The 14684-nt window shown below is 63.1% G+C and carries 5 protein-coding genes; all 5 read right to left on the bottom strand.

Annotated elements, in window-relative coordinates:
• Positions 1-11: 11 nt before the first annotated feature.
• Positions 12-7844 (bottom strand): non-ribosomal peptide synthetase, encoded by a 7833-nt coding sequence (locus CLU80_RS23310; RefSeq protein ID WP_099758496.1) that lies wholly within the window; start codon positions 7842-7844, stop codon positions 12-14.
• Positions 7841-11242, bottom strand: coding sequence for a non-ribosomal peptide synthetase (locus CLU80_RS23305; RefSeq protein ID WP_099758495.1), 3402 nt, complete (start codon positions 11240-11242; stop codon positions 7841-7843). Before CLU80_RS23305 ends, CLU80_RS23310 begins: the two co-directional genes overlap by 4 nt.
• Before the next feature lie 178 nt (positions 11243-11420).
• The gene (locus CLU80_RS23300) at positions 11421-12404 is read right to left on the bottom strand and encodes a TauD/TfdA family dioxygenase (RefSeq protein ID WP_099758494.1); all 984 of its coding nucleotides are present in this window, start codon (positions 12402-12404) and stop codon (positions 11421-11423) included.
• 39 nt (positions 12405-12443) lie between these two features.
• On the bottom strand, positions 12444-13184 hold the full coding sequence (locus CLU80_RS23295) for a thioesterase II family protein (RefSeq protein WP_099758493.1): 741 nt from the start codon (positions 13182-13184) through the stop codon (positions 12444-12446).
• A 72-nt stretch (positions 13185-13256) separates the two neighbouring features.
• Positions 13257-14429 carry an MFS transporter gene (locus CLU80_RS23290; RefSeq protein ID WP_099758492.1) on the bottom strand — a complete coding sequence of 391 codons (1173 nt, stop codon included), beginning with the start codon at positions 14427-14429 and terminating at the stop codon, positions 13257-13259.
• Between the last annotated feature and the right edge of the window lie 255 nt (positions 14430-14684).

The following is a 14684-nucleotide window of genomic DNA, read 5'->3' as shown; positions in this document are numbered from 1 at the left end:
GTTTTTCCCTCTCAAGAAATCAGTTTTTCCAGATCATCGAGGGATAGACGTTTGAGGGCCTCCAGGGATTTAGCCAATTCATCCTGAACGGGCGACATTTCGACGCGCAGAGCCTCGATTCGCGCGCAGAACGCCTTGAGGGTATCGGTTTCGAACAACTCTTTAAGCGGCACCTTGTCGCCCAGACGTTCCTTGATCCGGGTCACCACCAGCGTGGCCAGCAACGAATGCCCGCCGAGCTGGAAGAAGTTGTCCGCGAGGCCCACCTGCTCGACCTCCAGCACCTCCTGCCAGATCGTCGCCACCTGCCACTGCAAATCGCTTTGCGGCGCCTGATAGTGCTGCTGCGTCGGGCCGTCGCCCAAGGCCATCAGCGCCTTGCGATCGAGCTTGCCGTTGGGAGTCAGCGGAATGGCGTCGATCAGGTGCAAGTGGCCCGGCACCATGTGCGCCGGCAAGCGACTGGCCAGCGCATTGCGCAAACGTTCCGCCAACACCGTTTGATCGACCACTGCCTGCGCCACCACCACATAGGCGTGCAGGTGTTTGCCGGCGGCTCCGTCCTGCGCGAGCACCACGGCTTCACGGATCTCATCCTGCTCCAGCAGCCGTGCTTCGATTTCGCTGAGTTCGATACGGAAGCCGCGAATCTTCACCTGATGGTCGGCCCGGCCGATGTACTCGATGTTGTCGTCGCCGCCCTGGCGCACCAGATCGCCAGTGCGGTACAGGCGCTCGCCGTTGCTGGCGTACGGGTTCGGCACAAAGCGCTCGGCGGTCAGTGCCGCGCGCAGCAGATAACCCCGGGTGACACCGGCACCGCCCAGGTACAACTCGGCAGGCACGCCACTCGGCAGTACTTGCAACTGGCTGTCGAGCAGATAGGCCACGGTGTTCGGCAACGGCCGGCCGATGTTCGCCTGCCCCTGCGGGGTGCGCAGGGTGAAGGTCGAATAGGTGGTGTCTTCCGACGGCCCGTAGAGGTCGTAGACCTGTTGCACCGACGTGCTCGCGTACAACGTGTCGACCAGGCTTTGCTTGAGCGGTTCGCCGGCCAGGTTGATGGTCGCCACCGAAAGCGGAATCTGCCCGGCCCGTTGCAGCGCGGCAATCGCCGACGGCACCGTGTTGATCAGGGTGACCTGTTCGCGGGCCGGCAAATCGGCCAGCGCCAGCGCATTGTCCGCCAACACTAGGCAACCCCCGCAAGCCAGGGTGACGAAGATCTCCCAGACCGACAGGTCGAAGCAGATCGACGTCGACGCCAGCACGCCACGCAACTGTTCTTCGCGATAGACCCCGGCCGACCACTGAATCAGCGCCGACAGGTTGCCGTGGGTGATGGCTACGCCTTTCGGTTTGCCGGTGGAACCGGAGGTGTAGATGACGTACGCCAGATTCTGCGCAGTGACATTCATCAGCGGCGCAGTTGCCGGGAACGAACTCAACGCACCCTCGTCCACCAACAGCACCTGCGCGCTCAAGGTTTCAGGCAACAGCGCCAGTGCGGCCGGTTCGGTGATCAGCACGGCGGCGCGGCTGTCATCGAGCATGTGCAGCAAGCGTTCCTGCGGGTAGTCCGGATCCAGCGGCACATACGCGCCACCGGCCTTGAGAATGGCCAACAACGCCACGAGCATATCTGGCGTGCGTCGCATGCACACGCCGACGCGCACTTCCGGCCCGACGCCCAGTGCCTGCAGCTTGTGCGCCAGACGATTGGCCCGAGCATCGAGGCTTTGGTAATCGATCTGTTGTTCGGCGAACAGCACCGCGTGCGCTTGCGGTTGGCGCTGCACTTGCGCGGCGAGGTGTTCCAGCACCGTACACGCGTCCGTTGCCGTGAGGTCAGCTTTGCCCCAAGCGATGGCTTGTTGACGCTGCGGTTCTGCAAGCAATTGCAACTCGCCCAGCGGCAGAGAAGCATCGGCGAGGAACTGCGTCAGCAGGCTCTCCAGTTGCGCGCTCAAACTGCTGATTGCGGCCGCATCGAAACTGGCCCGGTCGTAACTGATCCCCAGGCTCAGCTCACGTCCGGTGACCGCCACCAGCGTCAACGGGTAGTTGGTCTGTTCCTGACGACGAATCGCCGAGAACGTCAGACCGGTGGCCGGGCCCTGTTGCAGCGCTTCGGCCATCGGGTAGTTTTCGAACACCAGAATGCTGTCGAACAACGCGCCGTTACCGGCACCGGCCCAACGCTGAATGTCGTAGAGCGGCGTGTGCTCGTGTTCACGCAGGGCCAGATTGACGTCCTGCACCTGTTGCAGCCACTGGCTGACGGCGATCTCGGCGGACGGCGCCGCGACCACCGGCAAGGTGTTGATGAACAGACCGATCTGCTGCTCGACACCCGGCAAATCCGTCGGACGCCCGGCGACGGTCGCGCCGAAGGCCACATGGTCCTGCCCGGTATAACGCTGCAACAACACCAGCCACGCCGCTTGCACCAAGGTATTGAGGGTGACTTTCTGCTCGCGGGCGAAGCGGTTCAACTCAGCGGTCAAGGTCTCGCTGAATACATGCTCGTGATCGGCGTAACCGCTGGCCGCGTGCTGCCCGCCCGACACGGCACTGGCCAGACGCGTCGGCTCATCAAGATCAGCGAGGGCCGTCGTCCAGAACTCACGGCTGGCCTTCTGATCGCGCTGACCCAGCCATTCGATGTAATCGCGATAACGCCCCTGCCCGGCCACCGGGGTTATGCCGGCATACCGCTGCAGCACTTCGCCGAACAACTGCGAGGTGCTCCAGCCGTCCATGAGGATGTGATGGCAGCTGTAAATCAGGTGATGCGTGGCCTCGTCGGTGCGCACCAGCGTCACCCGCAACAGCGGCGCGCCAGTCAGGTCGAAACCGTTGGCCAAGTCCTCGCTGGCCAGTTGCTCCAGCGCCGTGCCGAGGTCAGCACGACCGCGCCAGTCCTGCACGCGCCATGGCATCTGCGCACTTTGACGCACCACTTGTACTGCGGCGCCAGCGTCTTGTGGCCAGACAAATGCGGTGCGCAGGATCTCGTGGGCATCAACGGTTTGCTGCCAGGCCTGACGGAAACGCTCGACGTCGAGTTGTTGCACATCCACACGCAATTGATTGGTGTACGCCGGGCTTTCCGGATCGTTGACGCTGTGGAACAGAATGCCCTGCTGCATCGGCGACAGCGGATAGAGGTCGACGATGTCGCGGGCCGGGATCGGCAGCGCCGACAGTTGTGCCTGGGTCAGCGTTACCAGACTGAAGTCCGACGGCGTCACAGCCGCCTCGCCACTGTCGCAGCAATGTTCGATCAAACGCTCCAGCTCGCGACGATAGGCTTCGGCCAGCGCCGCGACGGTTTCTGCGCGATACATGCCGCTGCCGAAGGTCCAGGTCAATTCCAGCTCACCGCCGTAGACCTGACCGTCAACGCTCAGCCAGTTACCCAGCGGCGCTGCCGCGTCCTGATTGGCGCCGGTGCTTTCGCCGCTTGGCACGAACAGCGCACCCGCGTCGGCGTTGAACGCGCCGTCGAACTGGCCGAGGTAGTTGAAGGTCACGCGCGGCTGCGGCAATCCCTGCAACTCGGCGGATTGGCTCAGATAACGCAGCACACCAAACCCGATGCCTTTGCCCGGCACCGCCCGCAGTTGTTCCTTGATCGCACAGAGGGACGCACCTGGCGTCGCCGCCGGTGTCAGGCGCACCGGGAACAGGCTGCTGAACCAGCCCACGGTGCGGCTCAGGTCGATGTCGTCGAACAGATCTTCGCGACCATGACCTTCGAGCTGAATCAGTACCGAAGGCTGTTCGCTCCAGTCACACAACACCCGCGCCAGGGCCGTCAGCAACAGGTCGTTGATCTGCGTGCGATACGCCGCTGGCGCCACTTTCAGCAGCTTATGGGTCAGCGCCTGACTCAAGCGCGTGCTGGCCCGGGCCGCTTGTGCGCGGGTCTGGGTGTCCTGCGGGAAATCCCGTGGCAGTTGCGCGTCGCCCGCCGCCAGGGTTTGCCGCCAGTAGGCGCTCTCAGCGGCCAGCGCTGCGCTTTGCCCGTAACGGTGCAAATGCTCCGCCCAGCTGTGCAGCGAGCTGCTTTTGCCCGGCAAGACCAGCGGCGTGCCCGCCGCCAGCGCAGTGTAAGCGTGCTGCAGATCTTCCAGCAGAATGCGCCACGACACACCGTCGACCACCAGGTGATGGATAACCAGCAACAGGCGTTGCTCAGCGTTCGGCAGGTTCACCAGCAGCGCCCGCACCAAGTGCCCTTGTTGCAGATCGAGACTGCGCTGGGCGTCGTCGGCGAGTGCCGGCAAAGCGTCCAGGCTGTCCAGCTCACGCACCCACAACAGCTGCGGATCACGCTGGGGCTGTGGCATTGCCTGCCACGTGTCAGCGGACGCCTGGAAATTCATCGCCAGCGCATCGTGCTGTTCGATCAACGCCGCCAGCGCTGTGCGCAGATGCGCGGCGTCGAGCGGCGTGGTCGGCTGCAACATCACCGACTGGTTCCAGTGCTGACGCTGGGCAATCGCGGTTGCGAAGAAACGTGCCTGAATCGGCAACAACGGCAACGGTCCGCGAGCAGCAGGTGCCGCAGCCGCGACGGCTTTGGCTTCGATCAACTTGGCCACCGCAGCCAGTTGGCCGATGGTCTGTTTTTCGAACAGTTGCTTGGGGCTCAGCTTGATGCCCTGGCGTTTGGCCCGGGCAATGATCTGCAGGCTGAGGATCGAGTCACCGCCCAGTTCGAAGAAGTTGTCGCTGCTGCCCACGCGTTCAAGCTTGAGCACATCGGCCCAGATCGCCGCGAGTTTTTCTTCGACTTCACCCACTGGCGCGACGAAGTGCTGAGTGACCACGCCCGACACCGGCAAAGCACGCTTGTCGAGCTTGCCGTTGGCCGTCAGTGGCAATGTTTCCAGCAGCACAATCTGCGCGGGAACCATGTAATCCGGCAGGCACGCCTGCAATTGCTCGCGCAGCGCCTGCGCCTGCGCCTGCATGGTCCGCCCCGCCGCCGGCACACACCACGCGACCAGTTGCAGACGCGTCGGGTCGTCATCCAGTGACAGCGCCAGCACCGCCGCTTCACTGACACCGTCGAGGCCCAGCAACACCCGCGCGACTTCCGCCGGCTCCACGCGATAACCGCGCACCTTGACCTGATCGTCGGCGCGGCCGATGAATTCCACCGTTTGCTGACGATTGCGGCGTACCCGGTCACCACTGCGATACACCCGCGCACCCGACGCGCCAAACGGATCGGGCAGGAAGCGCTCGGCCGTCAGCCCCGGCTGATTCAGGTAGCCCAGCGCCACGCTGTCACCACCGATATACAACTCGCCGGCCACCTGATCGGCAACGTTGTTCAGCACATCGTCGAGCACGTAAACGTGAGCGCCGGCCAGTGCGCTACCGACCGGTACGCTGCGCGTCAGGGTCAGATCACCGACTTCATGGGCCAGCACGCCCACCGTGGTTTCACTCGGCCCGTAGTGGTTGATGAGGCGGCAGCCCGGTTTGAGCTGGCGCACGCGCTCGACCAGCGCCGGCGAGCACGCTTCACCGCCGACAATCAACGCGTGTTCCGGTAGCACGTCGGCAGCCCGCGCGGCCTGTAATAACGCGGCCAGATGGCCCGGGACGATTTTCAGCATGCCCACTTGATGCGCGGCCATGTACTCGGCAAAGCGGTCCGGATCGAAACCCAGCTCTTCCGGCAAGACATGCAACAGGCGCCCGGAACACAGCGCACCGAACAGCACGGTAAAACCAAGATCCGCAGCGATGGTCGAGACCAGCGCCATGCTGCTGTCCGCCGTCGGCGCCATCCGTTCCAGCACTCCGCGCACATAACTGCCCAGCGCACCGTGGCTGACCAGTACGCCTTTCGGTTGCCCGGTGGAACCGGAGGTGTGAATCACGTACGCCGGTGATTGCGCGCACCGCGTCACGGCTGGGCAAGTGTCCGGCATTGACTGCCACTGCAACGCTGCAAAGGCGATGCCCTGACAGCCATCGACCGCCAGCGCGCAGACACGCGCATCGCCTTCGGCGCACAACAGCAGCCGTGCTTTCGCAGCGCCGAGCATCTGCTGCAAACGTGCGTCCGGCGCCTTGACGTCCAGCGGCATGTACACCGCGCCCGCCTTGAAGATCGCCAGCACACAGGTCAGCCAGTCCAGCGAACGCTCCATCAGCACTGCCACCGGCTCGCCGTCGCGCACGCCTTGGGCGCGCAAATGATGGGCCAGTCGATTGGCCGCCTGATCCAGCGCCTGAAAACTCAAGGTCTGATTCAAGTCGCGCGCGGCCAATGCTTCGGGCTGGCGCGCGACTTCACGATCCCAGTGCTGCAACACCAACAACGCCGGTTCGGCGTGTGCCGGGAGCGGCGCTGGCGAGATCAACGCAACACGGTGCAACGGTGCCTGCGGCGCTTTCAGCAATTCGCTGAACAGACCGAGCAAGGCCGGCACGAAAGCTTCGACGGTCTGCGGGCGATAGAGGTCGCTGGCATAAGTCATCTGGCCGTGAATCAGCGTGCCGTCATCGGTGATGTCCAGCGCCAGATCGAAGTGAGTGCCGTCCTTGTCCAGCGGATATTCGGCAACCGTCAGCCCCGGCAGAGCCATCGCGCGCTGTTTCTGCATGCCGACGTTCTGGTTGAACTTGGCCTGGAACAGCGGGTTGTGGCCGAGGGTGCGTTCAGCCACCAACTCGTCCACCAGTTGCTCGAACGGCAACTCCTGATGCGCCTGCGCGCCGAACGAAGCTTCACGCACCCGCGCCAGCAAATCCTCGAAACTGCCGCGCTCATCCACCTCGCAACGCAGCACTTGGGTGTTGACGAAAAAGCCGATCAGCCCTTCGACTTCAGCGCGGCCACGGTTGGCATTGGGCACGCCGACGCGAATGTCGCGCTGCCCGGCCTGCCGCGACAGGAACAACGAGAACCCGGCCAGCACCAGCATGAACAGACTGATGCCTTGGCTACGGGCAAAAGCGTTGAGTTGCAGGGACAGCGGCGCACCGAAATCAAAACTCAGGGTCTGGCCTTCGAAGCTTTGCGTCAGTGGCCGGGCGAAGTCCGGTGCCACTTCCAGCAGCGGATGCTCTTCACCCAATTGCTGACGCCAGTAATCGAGTTGACGCTCGCCCTCGCCGGCTTCCAGCCAGCGGCGTTGCCAGATTGCATAGTCGGCGTATTGCAGCGCCAGCGCCGGCAATTGCGGTTCGCGTTCGAGGCTGAAGGCCTGATAGCACTGGACGAATTCCTTGACCATCACGTCCATCGACCAGCCGTCAGAGACGATGTGGTGCATGCTCACCACCAGCACGAATTCCTCGTCGGCCAGGGCAAACAGACTGGCGCGCAGCAGCGGCCCGTGGCGCAAATCGAATGGTCGTGCGGTAACGGTCTGCACCTGTTGCGCCAACGCTTGCTCGCGTTCTGCTGTCGGCAAGTCCGTCAGGTCGATGCGTTCCACGGCCAGCGGTTGCTGCGCAAGGATCACCTGATGCGGCTGATCACCGTCAGTCTGGAACACCGTGCGCAGGACCTCATGGCGCGCCACCAGATGATCGAACGAACGCTGCAGTGCCACTTCGTCCAGACGCCCGCTCAGGCGCAGGCCGGCGGCCATGTTGTAGGCGGCGCTTTGCGGTTCGAGTTGCCAGAGAAACAGCAGGCGCTGCTGAGCGAACGACAACGGAATCGGCGCGACATCGTGACGACTGACCGGCAGCGGCAACAGGCTGAAGTCCTTGCCATCTTCGCGCAATTTGGCCAGAAACAGCCGACGCTGTTCCAGCGGCAAGCCGACGAACCTCTTCGCGATACGTTCCGCCATGGTGCCGCTCATACTTCTTCTCCTTCCAAAGCATTCATGAACTGATCCATGTCGGACCAGTCGTCGTTCGTTGCGCCATCTGCCAGTTGCGCCAGCACGGCGGCCAGCTCGGTCAGCAGCGGCTTCTCGAACAGGCTGCGCAGCGGCAGCACCACGCCCAATTGAGTTTTGATGCGCGCAATCACCTGCGCCGCCAGCAACGAATGGCCGCCCAGTTCAAAGAAGTGATCGTCCAGACCGACCCGCGAAACTTGCAGGACATCCGCCCAGATCTGCGCCAGTTGTTGTTCGGTGACTGTTTGCGGCGGGCGATAGTCGCCTTGCAGTTGACTCGGATCCGGCGCCGGCAACGCCTTGCGATCGAGCTTGCCGCTGGGTGTCAGCGGCAGGTTCGCCAGCAACAGCAAGTGGCCCGGCACCATGTAGTCCGGCAAATGGGCTTGCAGGGCAGCGCGAATTTGCTGACGGAACGCCGCTTGCGTCGCGGCGTTTTCGAGCGTGGCCTGATCGGCGACTACGTAGGCCACCAGTTGCTGGCCGCCGCTGAGCGGCACCGCCAGCACCACGGCTTCGCGAACGCCAGGGCATTGCTGCAGGCGCGATTCGATTTCGCCCAGCTCGATGCGGAAACCGCGAATCTTCACTTGATGATCGACCCGACCGATGTACTCCACGGCTCCGTCAGGTCGCAAGCGCGCGCGGTCACCGGTGCGGTACAGGCGCTGGCCATCGGCAAACGGGTCGGCGATAAAACGCTCGGCGCTGAGCATCGGCTGGCGGTGATAACCCCGCGCCAGGCCCGGACCACCGATGTACAACTCGCCCACCGCGCCTTGCGGCAGCAGGTTCAAATCATCGTCCAGCACGTATAAACGCCGCGCGTCGAGACCGTGGCCGATCGGAATGCCGCGCCACGACACGGCGTCTGCCGTCAATGCCGTGCAATCGTGAATGGTCGAAACCACGGTGGCCTCGGTCGGCCCGTAGGTATTGAGCAAGCGCACATGGCCCAAACCGACCTGTTGCCAAAGGCGCAAACCGTCCACCGCCATCGCTTCACCACCGACGTGAATCTGCCGCAGCGCACCGAAGCCGCTCGGTGGATTAGCGGCATATTCCTGCACCAGCCAATACCAATAAGCGGCCGGCAAGTCGGCCAGGGTGATGCCGTGATCGACAATCACTTGATGCAACGCCGCGCTGTCCCACAACCGCGCATCGCGCAGGACGACTGCGGCGCCGTGGCACAGCGGCGGGAAAAACTGCTCGACAAAGCCGTCGAAGCTGCTGGTGGCGAACTGCAGAACGCGATCGCCTTCGCGCAGGTCGCTGTAATCAATGGCACGGGCGATGAACTCACTCAGCGCGCCGTGGCTGACCGCAACACCTTTCGGGCGCCCGGTGGAACCGGAGGTGTAAATCACATAGGCGAGGTTTTGCGCGGCGACCATCACCGGCAAATTGTCGGCCCGATCACTCTCGGCCAGTTGCTCCAGGCACAGGCAATCGACGCCATCCAGATCCGGCAGGCTGGCGAGGCTTTCGCGATCGGTCAGCAGCAGTTTCAGACCGCTGTCATCGAGTACGTGACGCAAACGTTCGGCCGGGGTTTGCGGATCCAGCGGCACGTAGGCGCCGCCGGCCTTGAGCACCGCCAGCAATGCCACCGCCAGTTCCAGCGAGCGCCCCAGCGCCACGCCGACCAGCACGTCAGGGCCGACACCGCGAGCGCGCAACTGATGGGCCAGACGATTACTGCGGCTGTTCAACTCGGCATAGCTGAGTGCCGGCGACGGCTCGGTCGCCAGAATCACTGCCGATGCCTGTGGCGTGCACGCTACTTGCGCTTCGAACAGGCTCTGCACGCTGGCGAACTCAGGTTCTGCTTCGGTGGCCTGAATCAGTTGTGCACGTTCCGCCTGCGCCAGCAGTTCGACTTCGCCGACGACTTGCTGCGGATCGCGACACACGGACGCGAGGATGTTGCGCCAATGCCCGGCCATCGCGGCAATGGTCGCGGCATCAAAAATATCGGTGGCGTAGGTGAACGCCGCGAACAACTGCTCGCCCTCCTCGCGGGTGTCGAGCATCAGGTCGCTGGTGGCGGCATGTTGGCGACCGCTGCCGGCCAATTGCTCCTCAGTCAAATAGCCCACCTGCAAACCGGACTCCAGTTGCACATCGTGCAAGTCGGTCACCAGCGGCTGGTGGTTGAACATCACCTGGAACAACGGGTTGTGGCTTTGGCTGCGCGCCGGTTGTAAGGCTTCGATCAAGGCATCGAACGGCAGATCCTGATGAACCTGAGCACCGAGCGCGGCCTGACGCAGGCTCTGCAACAGATCGGCAAAACGGGTTTGTGCGGTGACTTCACTGCGCAGAATCTGCGTGTTGACGAAGAAGCCGATCAGCCCTTCGGTTTCGCTGCGGGTGCGGTTGGCAATCAGCCCGCCGACGCGAATATCGGTCTGGCCGCTATAGCGATGCAGCAACGTTTTGAACGCGGCCAACAGCACCACAAACAGCGTCACGCCCTGACGTTGCGCGAGGCTTTTCAGCGCTTGACGCAGCGCTGCGTCGATCACCGTTTCCAGACGCGCGCCCTGATGACTGGATTGCGCCGGATAGGCACGATCGGTCGGCAGCTCAAGCAGCGGATGCTCGTCGCCCAATTGTGCACGCCAGTAATCCAGCTGACGCTCGCGCTCTCCGGCCTCCAGCCAACTGCGTTGCCACAGGGCGAAATCGCGGTAGTGCACGGTAAGTGCCGGCAATGACGGCTCGCGCCCCGCCACCAGAGCATCGTAAGTGCGCATGAATTCATCGATGAGAATGTTCATCGACCAGCCATCAGCGATGATGTGGTGCAAGGTCAGCAGCAACACATGCTCCTGCTCGGCCAGGCGCAAAAGGCGCAGGCTGAGCAGCGGACCGTTCTCGAGATCGAAGGCCTGAGCGGCCTCAGCCATCATGTGCTGCTGCGCCAGCGGCCAGCGCTGGGCCTCGGGCAGCGCACTCAGATCAGTGATCGGCAGTTTCAACGGCTGCGGTTCGGCGACGCGCTGAAACGCGCGCTCACCTTCCTGACCGAAGGTGGTGCGCAAGCACTCGTGCCGCGCCGCCAGCAGACTGAACGCCTGCTCCAGCGCCTGTGCTTGCAGGTCACCCGTCAGGCGCACCGCCATCGGCAAGTTGTAAGCGGCACTGTGCGGGTCCAGTTGCCAAAGAAACCACATCCGCTGCTGGGCGTACGAAAGCCCGTCGCGCTCGGCGATTCCGTCACAGGCAGTCATGGGAAGCTGCGCAAAATCGATGCCCTCACGGGCCATGCCGGCGAGGAACAAACGGCGTTTGTCCTGTGGCAGTTCGATAAAGCGACGGGCTAGTTTCTGGGCGTCTGCGGCATTCATGCATGGGGTCCTTGCTGATCGGCGGCGTGACCAGGAGACCCGGTCGTATCAACAAGAACGAATGACAAACGTGATGATTTAGCGCGCTGGCGCAACAGCGGCCCGACGCTAGGCACACAAACGCCGAAGCCGGTACGAGACCGGCTTCGGCTGCTTTACCACCAGGCGTGGGGATGGCTCAGAGCGGCCCCTGTGAATGCCCTTCCGCCATGGCGACAATCACTTTGCGCGGCCCCTCGAATGGCGAACGCGCGTGCGCCGAGAGCATGTTGTCGAGCATCAGCACATCGCCCTCCTGCCAGGGAAAGCTGATCGCGCACTCGTCGAGCACCGCGCGAATCTGCGCCAGCACCTCGTCTTCAATCGCCGAACCATCGCCGTAATAGACGTTACGCGGCAAGTCCTCTTCGTCGACGATATCGAGCAGGCTTTCGCGCACTTCCGCTTGCAGATTGGAAATGTGGAACAGGTGCGCCTGATTGAACCAGACGTTGTCGCCGGTCACAGGATGCACCGCCACCGCCTGACAAGTCTGGCGAGTACGCAACTCACCGTCGTCCTTCCATTCGCAGACAATGCCGTGGGCCTTGCAGTAGGCCTCGACAACCTCGCGATCGTCGGTGTTGAACACGTCTTCCCAAGCCACATCCAAACCGTTGCCGAAGTTGCGCACATACATCAGCCCTTTGCTGACGAAGCGCTCGCGAATCGCCAACGGAATGCGCCGATAAACTTCACGGCTGTCGGCAATCGGCGTCTCGCCGCCGGACTTGGCGGCGATCATGCTGTAGAACCAGATCTTCATCGGCCAGTCGCGGGAATAAGCCTGCTCGTTGTGCAGCGGAATGCTCTGGTGCGCCGGGTATTCGGTGGAGGTGTACACGCCCTGCGTCACGTTGGTGCGCGGCGTCGAACCGAATTCATAGTTCAACAACGGATGGCCAAAACTGGCCGCGAACTGCCGGAACTGTTCGGCACCGTTCAGACGGAAGCCGCGAAACAGCACCCCGCCGTCGCGCAGCAGATGCTCGTCCACCAGTTCTTTCAATTCATCGAACACCGCCAACAAGTCAGTGTCCGCATCGGTCGCTTCCACCAACAACGGCAAGCGCCCCCGTTGCGGCAGCAGTGGCCGAACGGAAAATCCCACAGCAACAGCCATGACTGGCCTCCTGTAATCACTCGATAGGTGAACCGCGCGCTAAAACGCCGGTGCCGTAGCCTGCGCATGACGGCGCTGATGGACTTCCAGATGGGTCTTGATCGTGCGGATGACCCGGGCTTCGTGTTCATGAATGAAGAAATGCCCACCGGTCATCATGTCCACGGAAAAACTGCCCAGGGTTTCCTTGCTCCAGCCGATCAGTTGCTCGGTGGTCGCGCGGTCTTCCTTGCCGCCCAGCACGTGCACCGGACAATTGAGCAAGGGACGCTGCGCCGGCGTGAAACGCCCGCACATCATGAAGTCCGCGCGCAGCACCGGCAGGGTCAGGCTCATCAGTTCTTTGTTGGCCAATACTTCTTCGCTGGTGCCCTGGAAGGTGCGCAACTGATCGATCAATTCCTCATCGCTGCGCGCTTCGGCAAAGCCGCGATCGTAGTCACTGCGCATCGTCGGCGCAGCAGTACCGGAAGCGAACAACGCCACCGGCTCCGGTACTCCGAGTTCGCGAAAGGCATGCGCCATCTCGCACGCTAGCAGCGCGCCGAGGCTATGCCCGAACAGTGCGTAAGGCGTCTGCAAGCCAGCCTTGCGCTCGCGGGCCAGTTGCCGGGCCAGCGCACGCATGTCGATTTGCAGGGGTTCGTCGAAACGGGCACCGCGCCCGGGCAGCTCCACCGGTTGCAAGTGCAGCCACGACGGCAGTTGGCGCCGCCAGCGGCTATAGACCATGGCGCTGGCGCCCGAATAGGGCAGGCACAGCAGTGTCAGCTTTGTCACCGCGTTTACCTCAATAGGGTTATCTGTAAAAGAGAACGGATGAGATAGCGCGGGAATTAGTCGGTTAGCCGATCACTTCAGATGACGGAAACTCTGCACCGCCGATGCGAGGACTACCGCCCCGGCTGCAATCGCCAGCCAGAAGCCGCTGCGCGCGCCGAAGGCATCGACCAGCGCACCGGCGCCGGCGGCGCCCACCGCCACGCCGATACTCAAACCGGTCACCAGCCAGGTCAGGCCTTCAGTGAGCTTGGCCGGCGGTACGATGCGCTCGATCAACGCCATCGCCACAATCAGCGTCGGTGAGAAGAACAGCCCGGCGACGAACACCGCCACCGACAATCCAACAATATTGCTCGCCAGCAACAGCGGCAATGTGGTCACCGCCGTCGCCACTCCACCGTACAAAAACAGCTGCGGCAACGGCAGCTTCGAGCGCATCGCACCGAACGCGATACCGGACAGGAAAGAACCGACTCCGTACACCGACAATACGATGCTCGCCGCCGCCGGCTGCCCCTGTTGCTGGGCGAACGCGACGCTGACCACATCAATCACACCGACGATGACGCCCATGGCGGTCATCAACAACAGCAGCCACTGCATGTCCGTGGAGCGAATGATCGAGCCTTGATGGTGTGGCTCATGCGGATGCACCGAGGGCTCCGTGCTGCGCTGGGCGACAAACGCGGTGACGCCGACCGCCAGCATCAACAGTCCCGCCAGTGGTCCGGCCTCGGGAAACAGCGTCACGCACAGCCCCACCGACAGCGGCGCACCGACGATAAAGCAGACTTCATCGAGTACTGACTCCAACGCATAAGCCGTCTGTAACTGCGGCTGGCCACGATAGATCTCCGTCCAGCGCGCCCGCACCATCGCCGACATGCTCGGCATGCACCCGGCCAGCGCGGCAAAGATAAACAGCGTCCAGTTCGGCGCCTGCAACCGCGTGCACAGCAGCAACAGCAGCAGCGCCCCGCCGCCGATCAATGCCGATACCGGCAGAATGCGTCGCTGCCCATAACGGTCAACCAGACGCGATACCTGCGGCGCGCAAAACGCTGTGGCCAGGGCAAAGGTTGCCGCCACCGCGCCGGCCAGCGCATACCCGCCCTTCAACTGCGACAGCATGGTGATCACGCCGATACCGGTCATGGAGATCGGCATGCGCGCGATCATTCCGGCCAGGACAAAATTCCGTGCGCCGGGGGCGTTGAACAATTCGCGGTAGGGGTTTGCCATGGACTGCAGCCTCATCAAGGGCCGCCAAGTTGCCATAGGGTCGGGTGGCGTGGAAGCAGGGAATTGTTGGTGGAATGTGAAGGTGCGAAGCCCCGGGTCGTTTCGCTGAACAGATGACTCAGTCGCCCCTGCCGGCCTGCCGCTGGCAACTGATCAGACCGACAGAAACCTCCGTCAGACTCTGGATCCAGGATGACCATCTGTCGCAAAGCGCGCAGACCTGTCAGGTCTGACAGGTGCCTTTTTTCGCCAATC

The sequence above is a fragment of the Pseudomonas sp. 29 genome (assembly GCF_002754355.1).
Classification (GTDB): Bacteria; Pseudomonadota; Gammaproteobacteria; order Pseudomonadales; family Pseudomonadaceae; genus Aquipseudomonas; species Aquipseudomonas neuropathica.
Note: the sequence above shows the minus strand (reverse complement) of the source record. Positions and strands in the feature narration are given on the sequence as shown.

What these genes read in the sequence shown, in the direction of transcription:
- CLU80_RS23310 (WP_099758496.1), bottom strand. Translation starts at nt 7,844, where the DNA reads ATGAGCGGCACCATGGCGGAACGTATCGCGAAGAGGTTCGTCGGCTTG.
- CLU80_RS23305 (WP_099758495.1), bottom strand. Translation starts at nt 11,242, where the DNA reads ATGAATGCCGCAGACGCCCAGAAACTAGCCCGTCGCTTTATCGAACTG.
- CLU80_RS23300 (WP_099758494.1), bottom strand. Translation starts at nt 12,404, where the DNA reads ATGGCTGTTGCTGTGGGATTTTCCGTTCGGCCACTGCTGCCGCAACGG.
- CLU80_RS23290 (WP_099758492.1), bottom strand. Translation starts at nt 14,429, where the DNA reads ATGGCAAACCCCTACCGCGAATTGTTCAACGCCCCCGGCGCACGGAAT.